At 76.6% G+C, this 21,781-nt stretch carries 18 protein-coding genes; 11 read left to right on the top strand and 7 right to left on the bottom strand.

Annotation, left to right across the window (positions count from 1 at the left end; translation table 11 throughout):
• Positions 1-5: 5 nt before the first annotated feature.
• The 5 genes from QNH85_RS02135 to QNH85_RS02115 are packed head-to-tail and all read left to right on the top strand — an operon-like array spanning position 6 to position 6,037.
• Positions 6-1,235 (top strand): glycosyltransferase family 4 protein, encoded by a 1,230-nt coding sequence (locus QNH85_RS02135; protein WP_282944247.1) that lies wholly within the window; start codon positions 6-8, stop codon positions 1,233-1,235.
• The gene (locus QNH85_RS02130) at positions 1,232-2,773 is read left to right on the top strand and encodes an oligosaccharide flippase family protein (protein WP_282944246.1); all 1,542 of its coding nucleotides are present in this window, start codon (positions 1,232-1,234) and stop codon (positions 2,771-2,773) included. Before QNH85_RS02135 ends, QNH85_RS02130 begins: the two co-directional genes overlap by 4 nt.
• Positions 2,770-3,924 carry a glycosyltransferase family 2 protein gene (locus tag QNH85_RS02125; protein WP_282944245.1) on the top strand — a complete coding sequence of 385 codons (1,155 nt, stop codon included), beginning with the start codon at positions 2,770-2,772 and terminating at the stop codon, positions 3,922-3,924. The genes QNH85_RS02130 and QNH85_RS02125 overlap by 4 nt, the downstream gene beginning before the upstream one ends.
• A complete protein-coding gene (locus QNH85_RS02120) occupies positions 3,921-5,162 on the top strand; it encodes a rhamnosyltransferase WsaF family glycosyltransferase (protein ID WP_282944244.1) in 1,242 nt (413 codons plus the stop codon). Before QNH85_RS02125 ends, QNH85_RS02120 begins: the two co-directional genes overlap by 4 nt.
• Positions 5,159-6,037 carry a DUF6492 family protein gene (locus QNH85_RS02115; protein ID WP_282944243.1) on the top strand — a complete coding sequence of 293 codons (879 nt, stop codon included), beginning with the start codon at positions 5,159-5,161 and terminating at the stop codon, positions 6,035-6,037. Before QNH85_RS02120 ends, QNH85_RS02115 begins: the two co-directional genes overlap by 4 nt.
• Here QNH85_RS02115 and QNH85_RS02110 read toward each other — a convergent pair.
• Genes QNH85_RS02110 through QNH85_RS02085 form a run of 6 tightly spaced genes read right to left on the bottom strand, consistent with a single transcriptional unit; the run spans position 5,961 to position 13,611 of the window.
• A complete protein-coding gene (locus QNH85_RS02110; RefSeq protein WP_282944242.1) occupies positions 5,961-6,836 on the bottom strand; it encodes a chain-length determining protein in 876 nt (291 codons plus the stop codon). The genes QNH85_RS02115 and QNH85_RS02110 overlap by 77 nt on opposite strands.
• A complete protein-coding gene (locus QNH85_RS02105; protein WP_282944241.1) occupies positions 6,815-8,176 on the bottom strand; it encodes an O-antigen ligase family protein in 1,362 nt (453 codons plus the stop codon). Before QNH85_RS02105 ends, QNH85_RS02110 begins: the two co-directional genes overlap by 22 nt.
• Positions 8,173-9,483, bottom strand: a complete 1,311-nt coding sequence (locus QNH85_RS02100; protein ID WP_282944240.1) for a hypothetical protein — start codon at positions 9,481-9,483, stop codon at positions 8,173-8,175. The genes QNH85_RS02105 and QNH85_RS02100 overlap by 4 nt, the downstream gene beginning before the upstream one ends.
• Positions 9,480-10,799 (bottom strand): exopolysaccharide biosynthesis GT4 family glycosyltransferase EpsE, encoded by a 1,320-nt coding sequence (gene epsE / locus QNH85_RS02095; protein WP_282944239.1) that lies wholly within the window; start codon positions 10,797-10,799, stop codon positions 9,480-9,482. The genes QNH85_RS02100 and epsE overlap by 4 nt, the downstream gene beginning before the upstream one ends.
• Entirely contained in the window at positions 10,796-12,694 is a 1,899-nt protein-coding gene (locus QNH85_RS02090) for a glycosyltransferase family 2 protein (RefSeq protein WP_282944238.1), read from the bottom strand. Before QNH85_RS02090 ends, epsE begins: the two co-directional genes overlap by 4 nt.
• Positions 12,691-13,611: a WecB/TagA/CpsF family glycosyltransferase gene (locus tag QNH85_RS02085; protein ID WP_282944237.1), complete on the bottom strand. Its 921-nt coding sequence runs from the start codon at positions 13,609-13,611 to the stop codon at positions 12,691-12,693. The genes QNH85_RS02090 and QNH85_RS02085 overlap by 4 nt, the downstream gene beginning before the upstream one ends.
• A gap of 557 nt (positions 13,612-14,168) precedes the next feature.
• Here QNH85_RS02085 and QNH85_RS02080 point away from each other — a divergent pair.
• From QNH85_RS02080 to QNH85_RS02055, 6 genes are all read left to right on the top strand, one after another.
• On the top strand, positions 14,169-14,618 hold the full coding sequence (locus tag QNH85_RS02080) for a hypothetical protein (protein WP_282944236.1): 450 nt from the start codon (positions 14,169-14,171) through the stop codon (positions 14,616-14,618).
• Between the two features lie 56 nt (positions 14,619-14,674).
• Positions 14,675-16,063, top strand: coding sequence for a sensor histidine kinase (locus QNH85_RS02075; protein ID WP_282944235.1), 1,389 nt, complete (start codon positions 14,675-14,677; stop codon positions 16,061-16,063).
• On the top strand, positions 16,060-16,689 hold the full coding sequence (locus QNH85_RS02070; RefSeq protein WP_282944234.1) for a response regulator transcription factor: 630 nt from the start codon (positions 16,060-16,062) through the stop codon (positions 16,687-16,689). Before QNH85_RS02075 ends, QNH85_RS02070 begins: the two co-directional genes overlap by 4 nt.
• A gap of 136 nt (positions 16,690-16,825) precedes the next feature.
• Positions 16,826-18,559 carry an ABC transporter ATP-binding protein gene (locus QNH85_RS02065; protein WP_282944233.1) on the top strand — a complete coding sequence of 578 codons (1,734 nt, stop codon included), beginning with the start codon at positions 16,826-16,828 and terminating at the stop codon, positions 18,557-18,559.
• On the top strand, positions 18,556-20,556 hold the full coding sequence (locus tag QNH85_RS02060; protein WP_282944232.1) for an ABC transporter ATP-binding protein: 2,001 nt from the start codon (positions 18,556-18,558) through the stop codon (positions 20,554-20,556). Before QNH85_RS02065 ends, QNH85_RS02060 begins: the two co-directional genes overlap by 4 nt.
• A 38-nt stretch (positions 20,557-20,594) precedes the next feature.
• Complete coding sequence (locus QNH85_RS02055; RefSeq protein WP_282944231.1) at positions 20,595-20,990, top strand: hypothetical protein; 396 nt, start codon at positions 20,595-20,597, stop codon at positions 20,988-20,990.
• A 19-nt stretch (positions 20,991-21,009) separates the two neighbouring features.
• Here the strand turns inward: QNH85_RS02055 and QNH85_RS02050 are convergent, their stop codons facing one another.
• Complete coding sequence (locus QNH85_RS02050) at positions 21,010-21,762, bottom strand: VOC family protein (RefSeq protein ID WP_282944230.1); 753 nt, start codon at positions 21,760-21,762, stop codon at positions 21,010-21,012.
• Positions 21,763-21,781: the final 19 nt, after the last annotated feature.

Below are 21,781 nucleotides of genomic sequence, written 5' to 3'. Positions count from 1 at the left end.
GGACGATGAGGATCCTCGTGTACCCCGGGGTGATGGAGGTCGGCGGCAGCCAGATCAACGCCGTGGAGCTCGCGCACCAGGCGGCGCTGGACGGGCACGACGTGGTGCTGTTCGGGCCGGACGGCGACCTGGTGGCGCTGGTCGGCGAGCTCGGCCTGGAGTACTTCCGCGCCCCGCAGGAGGGGCGGTGGCCGTCGCGCCGGAACATGGCGGCGCTCGAGCACCTGGTCGCGGAGCGCCGCGTCGACCTGGTCCACGGGTACGAGTGGGGCCCGTCGCTGGACCTGGCGTTCGGGCCGCACCGCCGCCTGGGCACGCCGCTGGTCACCACCGTGCTGTCGATGGACGTCCCGGACCACATCCCGCGGCACGAGCCGCTCGTCGTCGGCACGCGGCGGCTGCACGAGCAGCAGCGGGGGGTGCGGAACCGCGTGCACCTGATCGAGCCGCCGATCGACACGGACCTCAACGCGCCGGGAAGCGGCGGCAGCGGCGGCGCCGACCCGCGGGCGGCGTTCGGCATCGCGCCGGACGAGCTGGTGGTGACCGTGGTGGGCCGGCTGTCGACCGACCTCGGCAAGGTCGGCGGCGTCCTGGAGGCCGTGGACGTGGTGGGACGCCTCGCGGCGGAGCTGCCGGTGCGGCTGCTCGTGGTCGGCACGGGCCCGGCGGCCGGCCGGGTCGAGGACCGCGCCGCTGCCGTGAACGCCGCGGCCCGCGCGCCCGTGGTGGTCGTGGCCGGCCAGCTGCTGGACCCGCGGCCCGCCTACGACGCCGCCGACGTGGTCCTCGGCATGGGCAGCTCGGTGCTCAAGGGCATGGCGTTCGGCAAGCCGGTGGTGGTCCAGGGCGACCGGGGGCACTGGGCGCCGCTGGAGCGCGCGACCCTGGACGGGTTCCTGCACGACGGCTGGATGTGCGAGGGCCCCGGCGACGGGCGGGAGCTCGAGGACGCGCTGCGGCTGCTGCTCGCCGACGCGGGCGCCCGGGCGGACCGGGGGGCCCTGGGCCGCCGGGTCGTGCTGGACGCGTACAGCCTGCGGGCGGCCGCGCGCCGGCAGGACGAGGTGTACGCGGACGCCGTCGCCCGCCGGCCCAGCCCCGAGGTGCGGCGCGACGCGCTGCTGCGGTGCGCGGTGGACGTGAGCAAGTTCAAGCTCGCGCTGGCCCGGCAGCGGCTCGCGGCGGCGCGGCCGGGGCGGGCCGCAGCGGCGCGCGGCGGGGGACCGGCATGACCGGCGCCCCGGGGCTGGGGCGGCAGGTCGGCCGCGGGCTGGCGTGGGGGAGCGCCGGCGGGCTCGTGCTGCGGTTCGGGAACGTGCTGGTCGGCATCGTGCTGGCGCGGCTGCTGGCCCCGGAGGACTTCGGCGTGTTCGCGCTGGCGCTGGCGGTCCAGGGCGTGCTGGTGACGGTGGTCGACCTGGGGCTCAGCGCCGACCTGGTGCGCTCGCCGGACCCGCGCCGGCTGGAGCCGACGGTCGCGACCCTCAGCCTCGCGTCCGGGGTCCTGATGGCGGGCGCGATGGCGCTCGGAGCCGAGCCGGTCGCGCGGGCGCTGGGCAGCGAGCAGGCGGCGCCCGTGATCGCGGTGCTCGCCGTGACGCTGGTGGTGTCGGCCGCGGGCGTCGTGCCGTACGCGCGGATGCAGCGGGACTTCCAGCAGCGCGAGATCTTCGCGACCGGCCTGGTCGACCTGGTGGTGGGCACGGTCGTCACCCTGGCGCTCGTGCTGGCGGGGTGGGGGCCGATGGCGCTGGCGGTGTCCCGGCTGGTGGCGCAGCCGTGCGCGACGGCGGCGCAGTTCGTGCTGACCCGCACGCGGCCGCGGTTCGGTCTCGACCCGGCGCTCGCCCGGGGCGCCGTGGCGTACGGGCTGCCGCTGGCCGGCGCGAACCTCGTCTCGATCGCGCTGCTGGCGGTCGACAAGGTCGTCCTGGCCCGCGGCGCCGGCGAGGTCGCGCTCGGGTACTACGTGCTCGCGTTCAACGTGGCGAGCTGGCCGATGACGGTGATCGGGCAGGCGGTGCGGCCGGTCGCGCTGGCGGCGTTCGCGCGGCTGGACCGGGGCGGTGGGCAGGAGACGGGCGCGGGCGGTGGTCCGGGCGGCGGTCCGGGCACGGGCGGCGACGCGCACGCGGACGCCGGCGCCGGGGCCGACGGCGGGCTGTCCCTGGCGGTGCGGCTGACGTGGGCCGGAGCGGTGCCCGTGGCGTGCCTGCTCGGGGTGCTGAGCGGCCAGGTGGTGGTGCTGCTCTACGGCGACCGGTGGCTCCCCGCGGCGGCGGCCCTGACGGCGCTGGCGGCGTTCGGCGCGGTGCGCGTGCTGTTCGACCTCATGGCGACGTACCTGATCGCCCGCGGGTCGACCCGGCCCGTGCTCGGCATCCAGGTGGTGTGGCTCGTCGTGCTGGTGCCGGCGCTGGTCCTCGGCGCCCGGTGGTGGGGCTCCGCCGGCGTCGGGTGGGCGCACGTGGCCGTCGCGCTCGCCGTGGTGCTGCCGCTGTACCTCGTCGCCGTGCGGCGGAGCGGGGCCGACCTGCGCGGCCTGGCCGCGGCGACGTGGCTGCCGCTGGTCGCGGCGCCGCCGACCGTGGCGGCGGCGCTCCTGGTGTCCCGCCTGGTGGAAGGCCTGGTGCCCGGCCTGCTGCTCGGCGGGCTCGCGGGCGCGCTGGTGTACGCGGCGCTCGTCGGCCGGCCGCTGGTCCGTGACCTCCGGGCGTCACGGCGCGCCCGCGGGGCCGTGGGCGCACCCGACCCGGCGCCGGTGCCGTGACCACCGCGGGCGCCGGTGCCACGACCACCGCGGGGGCCGACGGGGCCGGGGTGCGGCGGACGGTCCGGGTGCGTCCGCGCCCGACGGCGACGCGGGGGACGACCGTGACGGTGGTCGTGCCCTGCTACAACTACGGGCGGTTCCTGCCGCAGGCCGTCGGCAGCGCGCTGCGCCAGGACGGCGTGCAGGTCGAGGTGGTGGTCGTCGACGACGCCTCGACGGACGACTCGCTCGGCGTGGCGCACCGGCTCGCCGCGGCGGACCCGCGCGTGACCGTCCTGGCGCACCCCGCGAACCGCGGCCCGGTCGCGACCTTCAACGACGGGCTGGCGCGGGCGTCGGGGGAGTTCCTGGTGCGGCTGGACGCCGACGACCTGCTGACCCCGGGGTCCCTCGCGCGCGCGGTCGCGGTGGCGCGGGCGTTCCCGTCCGTCGGGCTGGTCTACGGGCACCCGCTGCACTTCACCGCCTCGCCGCCGCCGGCGCGGACGCGCGCGACGCGGTGGACCGTGTGGCCGGGCCGGCAGTGGCTGCGGGACCGGTGCGTGGACGGCTACAACGTCATCACCTCGCCGGAGGTGCTCATGCGCAGCGCGGTCGTCGCGCGGGCCGGGGGGCAGCGCCCCCTCGCGCACGCGCACGACATGGAGATGTGGCTGCGGCTGGCCGCGTTCGCGGACGTCGCGCACGTCGGCGGGGCGGACCAGGCGTGGCACCGCGACCACCCCGCCAGCCTGTCCGCGCGGGAGGTGGACGACGCGACCGACTTCGGCGAGCGCGTGGCGGTGTTCGCCGAGCTGGCCGGCGGCGTCGCCGCGGACGTGCCCGGGATGGCGGAGATGCGCGCCGCCGCGCACCGGGCCCTGGTGCGGCAGGTGCTGCGCGCGTGCCGGTACGAGGTCGACCGCGGCCGGCGCGACCCCGCGCGGGTCCGCGCGCTCATGGCCCGGGCGCTGGAGCTCGACCCGGGCCTGGGGAGCACCGCGGCGTGGGCGCGGCTCGACGCGGCGCTGGACGGGACCTCCGGGCCGGTGCAGCGGCTCACGGGCCTCGCGCGGGCGGCCCTCGTGCGCGCGGACGACGTGCGGCGGGTCCGGCGGTGGGAGCGCACCGGCACCTACACCCGCGGACGGGAGGGCATCCCCGCATGAGCGCCTGGTCGCCACCGCACCGGCTCGTCACCACCGCGCGCCGGGTGCGCGCCATGGGCCCGCACGAGACGGCGCAGCGCGTCGCGGCGCGGCTGTACCAGCGCACGGGCGCGGCGTCCCTCGACTTCCCGCTGCTCGCCCGGGACGTCGCCGACGCCGCCGGCGCCGCGCGGGCGGAGCCCGAAGTCCCGCCGGCGGCCGGGCGCCCGCTGACGATCGGCTGGCTGACGGTGCCGCCCGGGGCGCGGTCCGGCGGCCACACCACCATGTTCCGGATGGTCACCGCCCTGGAGGACGCGGGTCACCGGTGCGTGCTCTACCTGTACGACCGGCACGGCGGGGACGTGCGCGAGCGCGCCGCCGTGATCCGGCAGGGCTGGCCGTCGGTCCGCGCGGAGGTGCGCGACGTCGCCGACGGCGTCCACGGGGTCGACGCGTGCGTGGCGACGTCCTGGCAGTCGGCGCACGTGCTCGCGCGGCGCGGCACCGACCCCATGCGGCGGCTGTACTTCGTGCAGGACTACGAGCCGTGGTTCTACCCGCGGGGCACCCAGCACGCCCTGGCCGAGGAGTCCTACCGGCTGGGCTTCCGCGTGCTCGCGCTCGGGGAGATGGTCTCCGGGCACCTGCGCGCGCTCGGCGCGGACGTGGACGTCGTCCCGTTCGGGTGCGACACGGACGTCTACCGCGCCTCGGGGGCGACGGAGCGGCACGGCGTCGTGCTGTACGCGAAGCCCGACGTCGCGCGGCGGGGGTACGACCTCGCCCGGCTGGCGCTCGAGCGGTTCCACGCCCGGCACCCGGAGCAGGAGATCCACGTCTACGGCGACCCCGTGCGGGACCTGTCCGTGCCGGTGACCCGCCACGGCGGCCTCGCGCCGGCCGAGCTGAACGCCCTGTACGGCACGACGCTCGCCGGGCTGGCGATGTCCTTCACGAACATCTCGCTGGTCGCGGAGGAGATGCTCGCCGCCGGCACCGTCCCGGTGGTCAACGACGCGCCCGACGCCCGCGCGGACCTGCCGAACCCGCACGTGCTGTGGGCGGCCCCGACCCCCGCGGCCGTCGCCGAGGCGCTGTCGGCGGCCGTCCGGCACCCCGACCCCGTGGGGCGCGCGGCCGAGGTGTCCGCGAGCGTCGCCGGCCGGTCGTGGGCCGGTTCGCAGGCCCGCCTGGTGCAGCTGGTCGAGCAGCACGTGCGGGGCCCCGCCGGCGTCCGGGCGGCGGTGGCGCGGTGAGCGCGCTGTCCATGCTGGTGCTCACCCCCAGCTACCGCCCGGACCACGAGCTGTGCGTCGACCTCAACCGCTCGGTGCTGCGGTTCGCGCCGCCCGACGTCCGGCACGCGATCGTGGTCCCGTCCGCCGACCGGGGGCTGTTCGGCCCGCTCGCGAGCGGCCGGACCGCGGTGCTGGACGTGCGCGACGTCGTGCCGCGGGAGCTGCGCAAGGTGCCGCGGCTGAACCTGTGGGTGAACCCGCGCCGGCCGCTGCCCCCGGTGCGCGGGTGGGTCGCGCAGCAGATCGTGAAGCTCGCCGCCGTGGCCGGGGCGGGCGAGGACCTGGTGCTGCTGGCCGACTCCGACCTCGCGTTCGTCCGGCCGTTCGGGGCGGCGACCTTCGCGCCGGACGGGGTGGTGCCGCTGTACCGCCGCGCCGGTGCGGTGTCCGCACGGATGCCGCGGCACATGCTGTGGGACGACACGGCCCGGCGGCTGCTGGGCCTGGCGCCGTCCGCCGCGCCGGTGCGGCCCGACTACATCTGCTGGCCCTGCGCGTGGGAGCCCGCTGTCGTCCGCCGGATGCTGTCCCGCGTGGAGCAGGCGACCGGCCTGCCGTGGGCGACCGCGGTCGGCCGGGAGCTGCACGTGTCGGAGATGGTGCTGTACGGCGTGTTCGTCGACGCGGTCGAGGCGCGGGACCGGGACGTGCCCCGCACGGCCGACATGCGCTGCCCGAGCCACTCGGACGAGCGCGCGCTGGACCGGGACGGGCTCGCCGCGTTCCTCGCGGGGGTGCGGGAGCACGACGTGGCCGTCATGGTCTCGGCGAAGTCGGGGACCTCGCCCGCGCTGCGCCGGCGGATGGTCGCCGAGCTCGCGGCGGGGGCCTGACCGCGCGGATCAGCCGCGCCGCCACGCGGTGGGCAGCCCCTGGCGGCGCGAGCCCCTGTCCGCCGACGCCGAGCCGATGACGCCGGGCAGCTCCACCTCGGGGGACGGGGGCGGGGCCGGCGCGGCGGGGCCGGCGGGCTCGCCCCGCGGGGCCGCGGCCCGGGGGCCGGCCCCGGGCGGGCGGCGGGGCCGCCCCGACCGCCGCTGCGAACACCAGCACGCCGCCGCCCAGCAGCACGACGATCACCGCCCGCAGCCGGCTGGAGAACTGCTCGGTCGCCCCGTCGGGCGTGGCGAGCGGGATCGCCGTGAACAGGTAGCGGTCGTCGGCGCCGTTCACCTGCTGCAGGGCCCGCAGCTCCGTGGCCAGGACCGCCCCGATCGCGGTCGTCGTGGCCACCGACTCCTCGGGCGTGGACCCGACGCCGGTGATGTCCACGACGAAGCCGTTGCCGCCGACCCCCGGGCCCACCCCGTAGTCCGTGCCGACGCCCGCGGCCTCCAGCGCCGCGACCGTCGACTCCGCGGTCAGCCGCGCGATCAGCGCGTCGGTGACGAGGTTCGTGTCGGCCGACCGCAGGTACGGGTTGTCGTTGTCCACGGCCGCCAGCTCCGGGTCCGCCTCGAGCTCCTCCTCGGTGGGCACCGCGGGGTTGACCAGCGCGTACGTCGCGGTCGACTCGTAGGTGCGGGGCGCCAGCTGGTAGACGTACGCGACGGCCGCGAGCGCCACGAGCACCGCGGGCAGGACGTAGCGGCGCTGCTGCCACAGCACCCTCAGGACGTCGGTCGGGTCCATCGTTCCTCCTCGCGGCGCACCAGCATCCATGCTGCCCCCGACAGGCCCACCAGAGCGGGGAACGTGAGGGCGAAGACGGGGAAGGACAGGGAGTCGAACGTCAGCGAGCACACCGCGCCGGCGAGGGTGCCCGCCGCCAGCGCGCCGGCCAGGCACCGCAGGCTCGCCGACCGGGCGGTCCGCGCGGCGTGCAGGCCGGCCACACCGGGCAGCACCAGGTAGACGACGGTCGCGACGACCCCCACCGCGCCCATCGTCACCAGCGAGTTCAGGTACTGGTTGTCGAGGATGTGCAGGGCGTCCTCGGGCATGTAGTTGCCGGGCCCGAGGCCGAGCCACGGGTGCGCGTCGAACATCGCCACGACCCGGGGGTAGTTGTCGAGGCGGGTCGCGATGGACGGGTCGGAGCTGTCGGCCCCGAGCGCCCCGCCCAGGGTGCTGAGCAGCCCCGGCACGGCGAGGAACAGGCCGGCGACCGCGACCGGGGCGGTGACGAGGACCCAGCGCCGGGCCGTCCGCGGCAGGAACGGCACGGCGACCGCGAGCGCCACCGCCAGCCCGAGGATCCCCGACCGCGAGATGCTGACGGCCACGGCCAGGACCAGGGCGACGGTCTGCGTCCACCGCACCCAGGGGCGCCCGACCCGGTCGAAGACGAGCCGCCACAGCGACAGCGGCAGCAGCATCGCCGCGACGACCCCGAGCTCGATGGGGGAGAACGCGATCCCGGCCACACGCACCAGCGACCCGCGCGGCTGGAACGGCGTGCTGCCGCCGTTGTCCGTGAACCCCGGCATCAGGTACGGCGCCCAGTCCACCGGGTCGACGGCGAGCAGGAACTGCACCAGCGCGACCAGGCAGCACACGAACGCCCCGGTCAGCAGCGCGCGCACGCACTGCGCGAGGTCGGGGAGGCTGCGCACGCACTCGCCGCAGACCGTGATGAGCGCCGCGCTGGCGAGCACCAGGAGCAGCCACCGCTCGCCGGCGGCGCGGGTGACGTCGGTGCTGCCGCCCGTCGTCCCGACGTAGAGGGCGGCGGCGGAGGCGACCGAGGCGAGCAGCAGCGCGCCCACCGCGATCCGCCCCGGGTGCCGGGCCGGGACCGGGTCGTGCAGGCCCCACGCCCACGACGTGACCCAGAACGCGCCGAGCAGCAGCGCGAGCAGCATCGGCACGGTGCCGGCCGCCCCGATGGGCTCGACGACCATGCTGGCGGGGACGACGCCGATGCTGAGCAGCGCGGCGCGCAGCAGCAGGGGGACGGTGCCCGCTGGGCCGGTCGCGGGGCCCGCGGCCGGGGCCGCGGCCGGGGATACGGCGGGGACCGTGGTCGTCACGGGGCGACGCACCCGGCTGCCGCGCCCGGCGCGTGCGCGTAGCGGTACAGGTGCACGGCGAGCCCGTCGGCGAACGTGTCGGTGAACGCGCCGTCGACGATCGCGAGCTCGCGGTCCTCGCCGAGCACCGTGACCGTCCCGTCGGTCGCGCACCGCAGGTGGAACGTCACGTCCCCGGCGCCGTCCCGCGTCGCGGCGGCCAGCAGGTGCTGCTGCCCGTCGTGCACCTTCACCGCGGTGTCGACCGGCCCGTCGACGGTGACCGCCCCGTCCAGGAACGGCGCGTTCAGCGCGGGGGCGAGCTCCACGAGCTGGCGGTTCACCTCGGCGACCCACGGGCGCACCGCGTCCCCGCAGGCCTCGCGCAGCAGGTGGAACGACTCGCAGTCGCCGCCGAAGCTGTGGTTGAAGTAGACGATGCCGCGGGCGCCGTGGATCACGCTGCTCCAGACGGCCGCGCGCACCTGGGGGCCGGTGATGGTGGGGGCGTCGTCCTCCGAGAACGGGTGCCCGAGCTCGACGAACGCCCACACCGGCATGCTGCCGGCCGGCTCGACGAGCTCGCGGACCCGGTCGACGGTCGCCCCGTAGTTGGCGGCCCGCCGGCACTCCTCCGGGGACAGCGCCCGCCCGCCGGCGAGCAGCGCGCCGCCCTCGCCCGCCCCGCAGATGTTCGGGTCGGTGAACCAGTACGTGTCCACCGAGACGACGTCCTGGAACTCGTTGACGAACCGGGCGGCCTCGGCGTCCGGCAGCCAGAACGCGACGCCCTTGCCGTAGTTCGCGTAGGTGAGGCCGTTGCCGGGCAGCCGGGAGCGGATCGTGTCCTGGACGGTGTACCCGCACGCGGTCTCCTCGCCCACGGGTGCGCAGACCTCGCCCTGCCCGGGCCACAGCCCGGTCCACCCGGCGTCCCCGGCACCCGCCCACATGTCGGGCTCGTCGGCGAGCACGAAGCCGTCGGCCAGGGGGTCGTCCCGGCCCACCATCGCGACCGCCGCGGTGCCGTCGAGCAGCGACAGGTCGGAGTCCTCGGTCAGCTCGACGTACGTGGTGAGTCCCGCCTGCTGGTCGAGCTGGACGTTGCCGGGGTCGGTGAGGCTCTCCAGCCAGACGCCCACCGGGAAGTACTCCGGGGAGGAGGGCAGCGAGGGGGCGAACTGGGCGTAGTAGCCGGCGCCGCCGTCGACGGCGCGCCACGTGGGCAGGTCGTCGGGCGGCGGCTCGCTCGGGAACGGCGCGCACGCCGCCAGGCACACCGCCCCGGCTGCCACGGTCCAGCGGGCTCTCGTCCTGCGTGTGCTCACGTCCGGCTCCCCTCGGTCGTGGACCGCTCGACGAGGTCCAGCAGCGTGCGCGCACCGCGCTCGCTGGAGAAGGTGGCGACCACGTGGCGGCGGGCGCGCGCACCGAGCGCGACGGCCAGCACCGGGTCGTCGGCGGCCCGCGCCAGGGCGGCGGCGATGCCGGACGGGTCGCGCGGCGGCACGAGCAGGCCGGTCACGCCGTCCTCGACCAGCGCGCCGACCCCGCCGCCCGCGCCCACCACCACGGGCAGCTCGAGCGCCATCGCCTCCATGATGGCCACGCCCAGCGGCTCGGCGTGGCTCGCCAGCGCGAACACGTGCGCGCGCTCCAGCTGGGCCCGGACCTCGTCCTCGCCGACGCTGCCGAGCAGCCGGACCCGGCCACCCAGGCCCGACCGGTCGATCAGCGCCTCGAGGTCCCGCCGGTAGCCCGCCCCGCCCTGCTCGTCCTCGCCGGCGACCACCAGCTCGACGTCCCGACCCGCGTCGGTCAGGAGGCGCACGGCGCGGACGAGGTCGTGGTGCCCCTTGCTGGGGTTGAGCCGGCCGCAGCTGACCACCCGGAGGCGGCCGGGCGGAGCCCACGGGGCGTACGGCGCGGCCCGCGCGAACCGGACGGGATCGACGCCCATCGGCGCGACCGCCACGACCGGCGGGAGGTCGCCCGCGAGCGCGACCGCGACCTCCCGGCGCAGGCCCTCGGTGATGACCAGCCCGAAGGCGGCGCCGCGCCACTTGCCGCGCTGGTTCCCGCCGTAGTCGGCGAGCGGGCCGTGCAGCGACACGCTGTAGCGCAGCCCCGTGAGGGCGTGCGCGAGCGCGGCGACCTGGGCGGCGCGCCCGCACGAGTGCACGTGCAGGTGCTGCCAGCGCTCCCGCCGCGCGACGGCGGCCAGGTGCGCGGCTGCCAGCAGCAGCGCCGCGGTGCGCGCGACCCCGCCGTCCGCCGCGGCCGCGCGTGCCTCGCGCGCGACGTCCCGCCGCCGTGGGCCGCGCAGCGACCCGGCCAGCACCGCCACGGCGGCCGCGGCACCGCGCGGGGACCAGTCCGTGAGGTACCGCGTCCGGGCGGCCGCCGACGGCGCCCAGGCGTGCGCCGCCGCCGCGCCCCGCGGGCGGCGGGTGGAGACCAGCACCGGCTCCGCACCGTCGCGGCGCAGCGCCGCGACCTCCCGCCAGAAGAAGGCGTGCGTCTGCCCCGGGAACTCCGGGACCAGGTAGCCGAGCACCACGCCGCGCGCGGGTCGGCTCGGCGCGCGCACGTCCGCCGCGGGCGCGCGCGGCTCCGCCCGCACCGGGGCCGGGCCGCGGGTCATCGCCGCGTGCTCTCGTCGCGCTCCCAGCGGCCGGTCCCGCCCCGCCGCCGGACGCGGCCGAGCGTGACCAGGGCGGCGTACACCGCGGCGTCCACCGCGCCGGCCGGGGTGCGCACCGTCCGCACGAGCGCCCGCAGGGTGCCGGTCGTGCCCGCTCCGCCCCGCGAGCCCGCACGTGCCCGGACACCGGCGTTGCCGCGGTAGGTGCGCCGCAGCACCGCGAGCAGGCTCGGCACGGTGCGCGGGCCGGCCACCCGCACCGGCGGGGCGTCGACGACCGCCTTCTCGTCCGGGGAGAACAGGCCGTCCACCCACAGGTCGTCGGCCACCACGTCGGGGAACGCGCCGAGCCGCGCGTGCCCGGCGGCCGACAGCCCGTAGACCCCGGCGCCCCACAGGGCGGTCCGCGTGCCGGGCAGGCGGCGCCGCGCCCGGGCGAACGCGCGCACGGGGGCGGTCGCGCCGGCGACGTCCACCTCGGCGGGCGGGCGCGCGGCGAGCCAGGGCCCGTCGGCGAGCGCCCGCAGCGTCGCGGCGAGCGCGGCGGGCTCGGCCCGGACGTCGGCGTCGAGGTACACCCGCGGGAACGCGCCGGCCGCGGCGTCGCCGGCGTTCAGCGCGCGGGTCTTGGAGCTCTCCGGCAGCTCCAGCACCCGCACCCCCGGGAAGCGGCGCGCCACGTCCGCCGTGCCGTCCGAGCAGCCGTTGCAGACCACCAGCAGGTCCACCCCCGCCTGCCGGGCCCACGGGGCGATCGGCGCGAGGGTCCGGGCGATGACGGCGGCCTCGTCGTGCGCGGGGACGATCACCGCGCCGTGGACGCGGGTGCTCAGGTCGGCGGGCGGGGTCGCCTGCGGGTGCGACGGCGCCGGGCTGGTCGCTGCCGGGCTGGTCGCCGCCGGGCTGGTCGCTGGTGGGCTGGTCGCTGGTGGGCAAACCGGCACCGGACCGCCGCGGGGCAGCGCCCGGCGCCGGGCCGGCACGAGCAGCGCGGCGACGGCGGTCCGGTGGCCGGGGTCCCACGCGCGGGCCAGCGACCCGAGCGTCGTCACGGCGAGCGTCGCACCGGCGGCGCCCGCGGACCGGTGCTTGCGCGCGTACCGCACGCGGTTGACCTGCAGCAGCGCGGTGAGGTCGGGGGATCGCCCGGAGCCGCCCTGCGCGTGCCGGACGCGCGCGGCCGGCTCGAACCACACCTCCCAGCCCGCCTCCCGTGCCCGGCGGCAGTAGTCGGTCTCCTCCGAGTACAGGAAGAACCGCTCGTCCCACGCGCCGATCGCCCGCACCGCCTCGGCCCGGACGAGCACGGCGGCGCCCGTTCCCCAGTCGACGGGGTGCGGCCACGCGTAGGCGGTCGGGTCGCGGACCGTCTCGGACAGCCACGCGGGGCGGTCCCCGAGGAACCGCCCGAGCACCGCGTCCCCGAGCGCCCGGGTGACGGAGGGCTCACGGCGCAGGGAGGGCTGCGCGACGCCCTCCTCGTCCAGCAGCATCGGCAGCACCACGCCCGCCTCCGCGCGGTCCAGGCGACGGAGCAGGGCCGCGACGGAGCCCGGTTCGACGACGAGGTCGGCGTTCAGCACGAGGACCGCGTCGACGTCGCCGAGCCGCTCGGTCCCCACGTTGATGCCGCCGGCGTACCCGAGGTTCCCGTGGCCGGACACGGTGAGGACGTCCTGGTGCGCGCGGGCGACGTCCAGCGTGCCGTCGGCAGACCCGTTGTCGACCACCACGACCCGCATCGCGGTGCCCGCCGCCTCCCGCCGGAGGCTGCGCAGGAGCCGGCCGAGGTGCGCCTCGTTGTCGAAGGTGACGACGACCACGCCGAGCGTCGCCGGGGCGGCACCCGCGAAGGACGGCGCGGGCGCGGCGCCGCGCTCCGCCTGCGTGGTCACGACAGCCCGGCCGGCAGGGCGAGGGCCGGGAGGGCGGGCGCCCGGGCGACGGCGCACGGCGTGAGGACGAAGCTGCGCCGCGCGAGCACGTCGTACGCGGGTGGGCCGTCGAGCAGGTACCGCCGCGCGAGGCGCCGGGGTTCGAGGGCCAGCCGCCACGCCCACTCCATCCCGTGGTCGCGCACCACCTCCGGGGCCCGCTGCACCGCACCGGCGAGGAAGTCGACGACCGCCCCGAACGCCAGCAGGACGGACGAGCCGGTCAGGGGACCGTAGCGGACGATCCACCGTTCCTGGCGCGGCTTGCCCAGCCCGACGACCAGGACGTCCACCTGGGCGGCGCGGACCTTCTCCGCCCAGACCCTGCAGCGCTCGGCGTCGTCGAGGTCGCCGCGGTCGGGGGACCACAGGCCGCGCACGGCGAGGCCCGGGCGCTCGGAGGCGAGCGTGCGGGACAGCGCGTCGAGCACCTCGGGCCGGCCGCCGAGGAACCCGACGGTCAGGCCCCGGGACTCGGCCTCGTCCAGGACCGGGGAGATGAGGTCGCTGCCGGCCAGCCGGGGCCAGGTCCTGCCCGTCAGGTGGGCGGCGTGCCGCACGAGCGGCGCGCCGTCGAGCAGGTTCAGCCAGCGGACGGGGGGCCCGGACTGCCGCTCTCGGGCGTGCAGCGCCTCGGGGAACGTGCCGGGGAACGGCTCGCCCGCGCCCGGGTGCGCCCAGACGAACGGCACCAGGGAGGAGGGTCCGTGGTAGCCGAAGTGGTGGATGTGGTCGAGGTTCGCGCTCATGACCCCGAGGGGCCACGGCGAGCCGGCCGTGGCGTGGGCGACGATGGTGGCCACGGCGTCGGGGGTCTCGAAGAGGTCGACCGGCGTCCCGCCGAGCAGGACACGCGGCCAGGCCGGGCGTGCGTTCATGCGTCACCGTCCGTGGGTGGTCGGCTGCAGCAGGGGCGCGGCGGGCGCGCCGGGGAGCACGGGGCTCGGGGAGGGACCGGGCGACGCGCGTCCGCGGCGGGGTGCGTCCGCGGGCGCCGGGCGCGGGGCGGGGCCCGGCCGGGAGCGGCCGCGTCGCGCGTCGAGGAGCGGGACATCGTCGTCTGGTCCTCCGGTCGCGCCCGGCGTGCGGGGCCGGACCGGCCCGGCCGGCACGCACCGCCCCCGGGGGCGGTGCGTCGACCAGGACCCGCTGCCGGATCCGCTAAACGGACATTTCAGACATCTTGGACACGAGGACCATAGGCGCTGAGCCGTCCGGGGGACAAGGGCGGTTTCCCCGTCACCCGGGCGGGTGAGTTCCGCCCGGGTGAAAACGCCGGCGGCCGGGCGGTTCCGGTTCGGCTGTGCGGGTCGTCCGGCGCGCGCTCCCGTCGACGCGCCGCCGAGGTACTAGTACCAAGGTCCGATGGTGCGCGGTACCCGGCGCGCGGGAGAAAGGACTCGTCGTCATCCGCACGTCCCGCCGAGGAGTCCTCATGAAGCGCACCGTCGTGTTCACCGCCGCCGCCGCCGTCGCCATCGCGCCCGCCATCATCGGCCTGACCGCCAACCCCAGCCTCAGCCGCGCCGTGCCGGTCACGGTCCCCAGCCAGGCGCCCGCGGTCGTCGACGACCAGGGCGGCCGCGTCGACCGGGACCTGCGCACCGAGCCCGGGGACGACCGGGACGTCAACGGCACGGCCCCGGCCGCCGTCCCCGGCGCCACGCCGTCCTCGGACCTCAGCCCGTCGGCCGTCCCGAGCCCGTCGCCCGTCCCCGGCGCGCCGGTCGACGACCACGGCGGCCTGCTCGACCGGGACCTCCGGACCGAGCCGGGCGACGACCGACGGGTGGACGACGGGTCCGGCTCGGACGACGGGTCCGGCTCGGACGACCGCGGCGGCGACGACCACGGTGGTCGCGGCGGCCACGGCAGCGACGACTGACGGTGCCGCACCCCGGTGGGCCACCCGCCCCGGCGCCGCCGCATAGGGTGGCCGCTGTGCAGCCCTCCCGGTCCGCGGCCGACGCGGGCCGGGTCGTGCTCAGCCGCGCGGCCCCCGCGGCTGCCGGGCGCCGTCCCGTGCGGACCTGGCGCGTGTTCGCGCAGGTGGGCGCCGCCGCGGCCGTGGTGCTCGCGCTCGTGGCCGTGCTGGGCCTCGGCGCGGCGCGGCGGATCGCGGAGCAGGAGTCGGTGAACGACGCGGCCCGCAGCACGGACCTGCTGGCCGACGCGGTCGTGCAGCCGGCGCTCACCGACGCGCTGCTCACCGGTGACCCGGACGCGGTCGCCGCCCTGGACGCCGTCGTGCGGGAGCGGGTGCTCGGGCCGGCCGTCCTGCGCGTCAAGCTCTGGGACGCCGACGGCCGCATCGTCTACTCCGACGCCCCCGAGCTCATCGGCGAGGTGTTCCCGCTCGGCGACGACGAGACGGCCGTCCTGGCGCAGCCCGCCACCAAGGCCGAGGTCAGCGACCTCGACGAGCCGGAGAACCGGCTGGAGCGCGACGAGGGCCGGCTCCTGGAGGTCTACCGGCCCGTGTGGACGCCCGACGGGACGGTGCTGCTGTTCGAGACGTACAGCCGCTACGACGTGGTCAGCGACCGGGCGGCCGCGGTGTGGCGCGGCTTCGCAGCGGTCACGCTGACGAGCCTGCTGCTGTTCGTGGTGCTGCTGCTGCCGGTCCTGTGGACGCTCCTGGACCGGCTGCGGCGCGCGCAGCAGCAGCGCGAGGAGCTGCTGCAGCAGGCGGTGGACGCCTCGGACGCCGAGCGCCGCCGGATCGCCGCCACCCTGCACGACGGGGTGGTGCAGGAGCTCGTGGCCGCGTCGTTCGCGCTGTCGGGCGCCGCGGACGAGGCGGACCGCTCGGGGTCGCGCGGCACGGCCGAGCTGATCCGCGGGTCCGCCGAGACGGTGCGCACCAGCATCCGGGGGCTGCGGTCCCTGCTGGTCGCGATCTACCCGGACAGCCTGCGGTCGGCCGGTCTGGCCGCGGCGCTCACCGACCTGGTGGGCGGGCTCGCGTCCCGCGGCGTGCGGGTGGAGCTCGACGTGCCGGACGAGGGCGTCGCCGGGACGGCCCCCGAGGTCGAGCAGCTGGTCTACCGCGTGGCGCAGGAGACGGTCCGCAACGCCGTCGCGCACGCCGGCGCCGACCTGGTCCGCGTCCGCCTGAGCCGCGGCGACGGCACCGTCGTGCTGGAGGTCGAGGACGACGGGACCGGCTTCGACGTCCGGGCGGCCCTCGACGCGCCCGTCGAGGGCCACTTCGGGCTGCGCCTGCTCCGCGACCTCGCCACCGCCTCCGGGGCGGACCTGTCGGTCGAGTCGGCCGCCGGCCGCGGGACGCGCTGGCGGCTGACGGTGCGGGAGGACGACGCGCGATGACCGACGACATCACGGTGCTGCTCGCCGACGACCACCACCTCGTGCGCTCGGCCCTCGCCGGGCTGGTCGACGCGGCACCCGGCATGCGCGTGGTCGGCCAGGCGGCCGACGGCGCCGAGGCGGTGGCCCTCGTCGCGGAGCTGGCCCCCGACGTGGTGCTGATGGACCTGTCGATGCCCGGCGTCGACGGCGTCGAGGCGACCCGGCGCGTCCGCGCGTCGCGCCCGCGCACCCGCGTGGTGGTGCTCACGTCGTTCTCCGACCGCGACCGGGTGGCCGCCGCGCTCGCCGCCGGCGCCGTCGGCTACCAGCTCAAGGACTGCGACCCGGCCGACCTGGTGGCGGCGGTCCGCTCGGCGGCGCGGGGGCACGCACCGCTGGACCCGCGGGTGGCCGGCGCGCTGCTGCCCTCGGCGGAGCCGGGGCCCGGCGAGCGGCTGAGCGCGCGGGAGCGGGACGTGCTCCGCCTGCTGGCGCAGGGGATGGCGAACAAGCAGATCGCGCGGGAGCTGGGCATCGCCGAGCGCACCGTGAAGGTGCACGTCGGGCACGTGTTCCGGCAGCTCGGCGTGGGCGACCGCACCAGCGCCGCGCTGTGGGCGCGGGAGCACCTACCCCCCGACTGACCTCCGGTGCTGCCCTCGGCAGAAATGGGCTGTGCGTGTCGGTGGGGGTGCGTAGCCTTCGTCGGAGCCGATCCCGGGCGGTGCCCCCCAGCCTCCCGCGGTCGCGGAGCCCGCCGCCCCCCACCTAGGAGACCCCGTGCTCGGACGACTGCTGATGCGCTACCTGCGCCCCTACCGATGGCTCCTGGCCGGCGTGCTGGTGTTCCAGCTCGGCTCGGCCCTGGCCATGCTGTACCTGCCCAGCCTGAACGCGGACATCATCGACCGCGGGGTCGCGCGCGGGGACACCGGGTACATCTGGCGGACCGGGGCGTTCATGCTCACGGTGTCGCTGGGGCAGATCGTCGCGGCCGTGATCGCGACCTACTTCGCCGCACGCGCCGCCATGCAGGTGGGGCGCGACATCCGCGACGACGTGTTCGCGCAGGTCAGCGGGTTCTCCGAGCGGGAGATCTCCCGGTTCGGCGCCGGCTCGCTGATCACCCGCAACACGAACGACGTCCAGCAGGTGCAGATGCTGGCGATGATGGGCGCGACCATGCTGGTCACCGCGCCGCTGCTCGCCATCGGCGGCGTCGTCATGGCGCTGCGCCAGGACGTCGGGCTGTCCTGGCTGATCGCGGTCTCCGTGCCGGCGCTGCTCGTGATCGCCGGGGCGGTGATCAGCCGGATGGTGCCGCTGTTCCGGTCGTACCAGACCAAGCTCGACGCCGTGAACCGGATCATGCGCGAGCAGCTCACCGGCGTCCGGGTCGTGCGCGCGTTCGTCCGCGAGGACATCGAGGCCGGCCGGTTCCGGGTCGCGAACACCGACATCATGGTCGTCGGCCGCAAGATCGGCTCCCTGTTCGTGGTGCTGTTCCCGCTCGCGATGCTCGTGCTCAACGTGACCGTCGTCGGGGTCATCTGGTTCGGCGGCATCGAGGTCGACGCGGGGAACGTGGAGATCGGCACGCTGCTGGCCTTCATGCAGTACATCGGCCAGATCCTCATGGGCGTGCTCATGGCCTCGTTCATGACCGTGATGATCCCGCGCGCCGCCGTGTCGGCCGAGCGCATCACCGAGGTCCTGCAGAGCCGGTCCACCCTGGACGAGCCCGCCGAGCCGGTGCACACGGTGCCGCGGCCCGGGGAGGTCGCGTTCGACGGCGTCACGTTCGCCTACCCGGAGGCCGAGCACCCGGTGCTCTCCGGCATCACCTTCGCGGCGCAGCCCGGTCAGACCGTCGCGATCATCGGCTCGACCGGCGCGGGCAAGACGACGCTGGTGTCGCTGATCCCGCGCCTGTTCGACGCCACCGGCGGCACCGTCCGGGTCGGCGGCGTGGACGTGCGCGACGTGGAGCTCGAGACCCTGTGGTCCGGCATCGGCCTGGTGCCCCAGCGCCCGTTCCTGTTCGCCGGCACCGTCGCGTCGAACCTCCGGCTCGGCCAGGAGGACGCGACCGACGAGGACCTGTGGCACGCGCTCGAGATCGCGCAGGCCAGCGACTTCGTCGCCCAGATGGACGGCGGGCTCGAGGCCCGGATCGCCCAGGGCGGCACCAACGTGTCCGGCGGCCAGCGGCAGCGGCTCGCCATCGCGCGCGCGATCGTGCGGCGCCCGCACGTCCTCGTGTTCGACGACTCGTTCTCGGCGCTCGACCTCGCGACCGACGCCCGGTTGCGGCAGGCGCTGTGGCGCGAGCTGCCCGAGGTCACCAAGATCGTCGTGGCCCAGCGCGTGTCCACGGTGACCGGCGCGGACGCCATCCTCGTGCTCGACGACGGACGGGTGGCCGGGCTCGGCACCCACGACGAGCTGCTCCAGTCCAACCAGACCTACCGCGAGATCGCGGAGTCCCAGCTCGCGGTGGAGGCCGGCGCATGAGCGAGAAGACCGCCCAGCGGGAGCCCGAGCTCACCGAGGAGGAGAAGCTCGAGATCGAGCTCGGGGAGCAGGCCCGGATCGCGTCCGACTCCTGGGAGGGTGTCGCGCCCGGCAAGGCCGACAACTTCAAGGAGTCGTTCGGCCGCATGATCGGGCTGCTGAGCCCGTACAAGGTCGCGCTCGTCGCCGTCACGCTCATGGGCGCGGCCGGCGTGGTGCTGACCGTCCTCGCCCCGCGCATCCTGGGGCGCGCGACCGACGTGGTGTTCCAGGGGTTCATCTCCCGGCAGCTGCCGGCGGGGATCACCCAGGAGCAGGCGGTCGAGGGGCTGCGCGCCGACGGCCAGGACCAGCTCGCGGGCATGGTCGCCGCGATGGACCAGCTCGTGCCGGGCGCCGGCATCGACTTCGACAGGCTCGGCGGCCTGCTGACGACCGTGCTGGCGCTCTACGTGGCCGCCGCGCTGCTCACCTGGCTGCAGGGGTACATCATCAACGTCGTCATGGTCCGCGCGATGTGGCGGCTGCGCGAGCAGGTCGAGGCCAAGATCAACCGGCTGCCTCTGGCGTACTTCGACCGGGTGCAGCGCGGTGAGCTGATCTCCCGGGTCACCAACGACATCGACAACATCACGCAGACGATGCAGCAGTCGCTGTCCAGCGCGCTCACGTCCATCCTCACCGTCATCGGCGTGCTCGTGATGATGTTCTCGATCTCGTGGCAGCTCGCGCTGGTCGCGCTGGTGTCCCTGCCGCTGATGGGCGTCATCTTCGGGATCATCGGACCGAAGTCGCAGAAGGCCTTCGGCATCCAGTGGCGCAAGGTCGGCCGGCTGAACGCGCGCGTCGAGGAGTCGTTCTCCGGGCACGCCCTGGTCAAGGTGTTCGGTCGCCAGCGCGACTTCGCCGACCGGTTCAAGGAGGAGAACGAGGAGCTGTACAAGGCCTCGTTCAAGGCGCAGTTCCTGTCCGGGATCATCTGGCCCGGCATGTCGTTCGTCGGCAACCTCACCTACGTCGGCATCGCGGTGCTCGGCGGCCTCATGGTGGCCAACGGGACCATGCGCCTGGGCAGCGTGCAGGCGTTCATCCAGTACGCCCAGATGTTCACGCAGCCGCTGTCCGAGCTCGGCGGGATGGCCGCCGTCGTGCAGTCCGGCACGGCCTCCGCCGAGCGCGTGTTCCAGCTGCTCGACGAGGACGAGCAGCACCCGGACGCCACCGACGCGCCGGCACCCGCCGAGGGCGACGGCACGATCGAGTTCGACCACGTGGCCTTCTCCTACAGCCCCGAGCACCCGCTGATCACCGACCTGTCGTTCACGGTCCGCCCCGGGCAGACCGTCGCCATCGTCGGGCCGACCGGCGCCGGCAAGACGACCCTGGTCAACCTGCTCATGCGGTTCTACGAGCTGGACGGCGGCCGGATCCTCGTCAACGGCCAGGACATCGCGACGCTGAGCCGGCACGACGCCCGGGCCCGCACCGGCATGGTCCTGCAGGACCCGTGGCTGTTCGCCGGGAGCATCCGGGAGAACATCCGGTACGGCCGGCAGACCGCCACCGACGAGGAGGTGCTGGCCGCGGCCCGCGCCACCTACGTCGACCGCTTCGTGCACTCGCTGCCCCAGGGCTACGACACCGTGCTCGAGGAGGACGCCGCGAACCTGTCGGCGGGGGAGAAGCAGCTCATCACGATCGCCCGCGCGTTCGTCGCGCAGCCCTCGGTGCTGATCCTCGACGAGGCCACCTCGTCCGTGGACACCCGCACCGAGCGGCTCCTGCAGCGGGCGATGGCCTCGCTGCGGGCCGGGCGCACGTCGTTCGTGATCGCGCACCGGCTGTCCACGATCCGCGACGCCGACCTCATCCTCGTCATGGAGAAGGGCGCGATCGTCGAGAAGGGCAACCACGACGAGCTCATCGCGGCCGGCGGCGCCTACCACCGGCTCTACCAGTCGCAGTTCGCCGGCGCCGTGGTGGAGGAGAACGCCTGACCGCGCGGGTCGGCGTGCGGGCGGGGGAGGATGGCGGCATGGACCGCCGCACTCCTGCCCCGCCCGACGTCGCCCCGACCGCGAGCCAGGCCCGCGCCGCCCGGCGACGTGGTCCGCTCGCGGGGGTGCCCACGGCGGTGCCGGCGGCCGTGACGCTCGTGCTCGGGTTCGCGGTCGCGCAGGGCACCGGCGTGCGGGCGCTGGGCGGTCTCGTGCTGCTCGCCGGCGTCGCGTGGTGCGCGTGGCGTGCCCTGCCCGCCTCGGGCGTGCTCCGCGTGACGGCGGTCGTGGTGCTCGGTGCCGTCTGCTTCGTGGCGTCGCACCTGCTGGCCGACACGCTCGGGGCCTGGCCGTCGGTGCTGCTCGCCGCGGCGGTGCTGGGCGCCGGGACGGCCCTGCTGCTCGACCGTGCTCCGGGTGGGGGCCGGGGCTAGGAGCCGAGCACGGTCGGGGTCAGGACGGCCGGCCGGTCACCGGGTCGCGGTCCGTGACGCAGTAGCGGCGGCCCGTCGGGTCGACCAGGACCGTCCACTGCGCGCGGACCCGCTCCACCCGGGCGCCGAGGGCCACGTGCCGGGCCGTCTCGGCCTCGCGGTCGTCGCACGCCAGGTCGAGGTGCGCCCGCACCGTGCCCGTCGGCTCGTCCAGCCGCTGCAGCAGGATGCGGAGCGGCTGCCCGGCCGGCCGCACCAGCGGGACCAGCTCGTCCTCCGGGGCCGACGGCTGCTCCTCCCAGCCGGTGACCGTCGCCCAGAACCGGCGCTCCGCCGCCCAGTGCTCCGCGGGCACGTCCACCGCGTACTGGTCGAGCAGGCTCGTCCACCGTGCCCCGCCCGGGGCGTCCCACGCGACGGCTCCCGGGCGGTGCCGCTCGGAGGCGGTGACGAAGCAGAACGGCATCCCGCCGGGCGACGTGAGGACCACGTGGTCGGACGCGGCGACCTCGCGGGCGCCCGCGCGGACGGCGGCGTCGGCCGACGCCCGGACGTCCGCGACGTGCAGGTCGAGGTGCACGCCCGGCCCGCCCGTCCGCGTCCGCTGCGCGCGGAGGAACGGGTCGCCGTCGCGCGGCACGAGGGTGACGAACTCGCCGTCCGGGCCGCGGCGCGACGACAGCGTCGTGGCCGTGACCGCCTGCCAGTGCTCCAGCGTGCGGTCCCACGCGTCGGCGGGGCTGTCGAGGAACGCGGTCGTCCACAGGATCATGCGCCGACCGTAGTGCGGG

Origin of the sequence: Cellulomonas endometrii (assembly GCF_949769265.1) — a bacterium.
In the GTDB taxonomy this organism is placed as follows: domain Bacteria; phylum Actinomycetota; class Actinomycetes; order Actinomycetales; family Cellulomonadaceae; genus Cellulomonas; species Cellulomonas endometrii.
Note: the sequence above shows the minus strand (reverse complement) of the source record. Positions and strands in the feature narration are given on the sequence as shown.

Bases quoted from the DNA above. Each gene is read 5' to 3' on its own strand.
- QNH85_RS02135 (WP_282944247.1), top strand. From the start codon at position 6: ATGAGGATCCTCGTGTACCCCGGGGTGATGGAGGTCGGCGGCAGCCAG.
- QNH85_RS02130 (WP_282944246.1), top strand. From the start codon at position 1,232: ATGACCGGCGCCCCGGGGCTGGGGCGGCAGGTCGGCCGCGGGCTGGCG.
- QNH85_RS02120 (WP_282944244.1), top strand. From the start codon at position 3,921: ATGAGCGCCTGGTCGCCACCGCACCGGCTCGTCACCACCGCGCGCCGG.
- QNH85_RS02110 (WP_282944242.1), bottom strand. From the start codon at position 6,836: ATGGACCCGACCGACGTCCTGAGGGTGCTGTGGCAGCAGCGCCGCTAC.
- epsE (WP_282944239.1), bottom strand. From the start codon at position 10,799: ATGACCCGCGGCCCGGCCCCGGTGCGGGCGGAGCCGCGCGCGCCCGCG.
- QNH85_RS02085 (WP_282944237.1), bottom strand. From the start codon at position 13,611: ATGAACGCACGCCCGGCCTGGCCGCGTGTCCTGCTCGGCGGGACGCCG.
- QNH85_RS02080 (WP_282944236.1), top strand. From the start codon at position 14,169: ATGAAGCGCACCGTCGTGTTCACCGCCGCCGCCGCCGTCGCCATCGCG.
- QNH85_RS02070 (WP_282944234.1), top strand. From the start codon at position 16,060: ATGACCGACGACATCACGGTGCTGCTCGCCGACGACCACCACCTCGTG.
- QNH85_RS02060 (WP_282944232.1), top strand. From the start codon at position 18,556: ATGAGCGAGAAGACCGCCCAGCGGGAGCCCGAGCTCACCGAGGAGGAG.
- QNH85_RS02055 (WP_282944231.1), top strand. From the start codon at position 20,595: ATGGACCGCCGCACTCCTGCCCCGCCCGACGTCGCCCCGACCGCGAGC.
- QNH85_RS02050 (WP_282944230.1), bottom strand. From the start codon at position 21,762: ATGATCCTGTGGACGACCGCGTTCCTCGACAGCCCCGCCGACGCGTGG.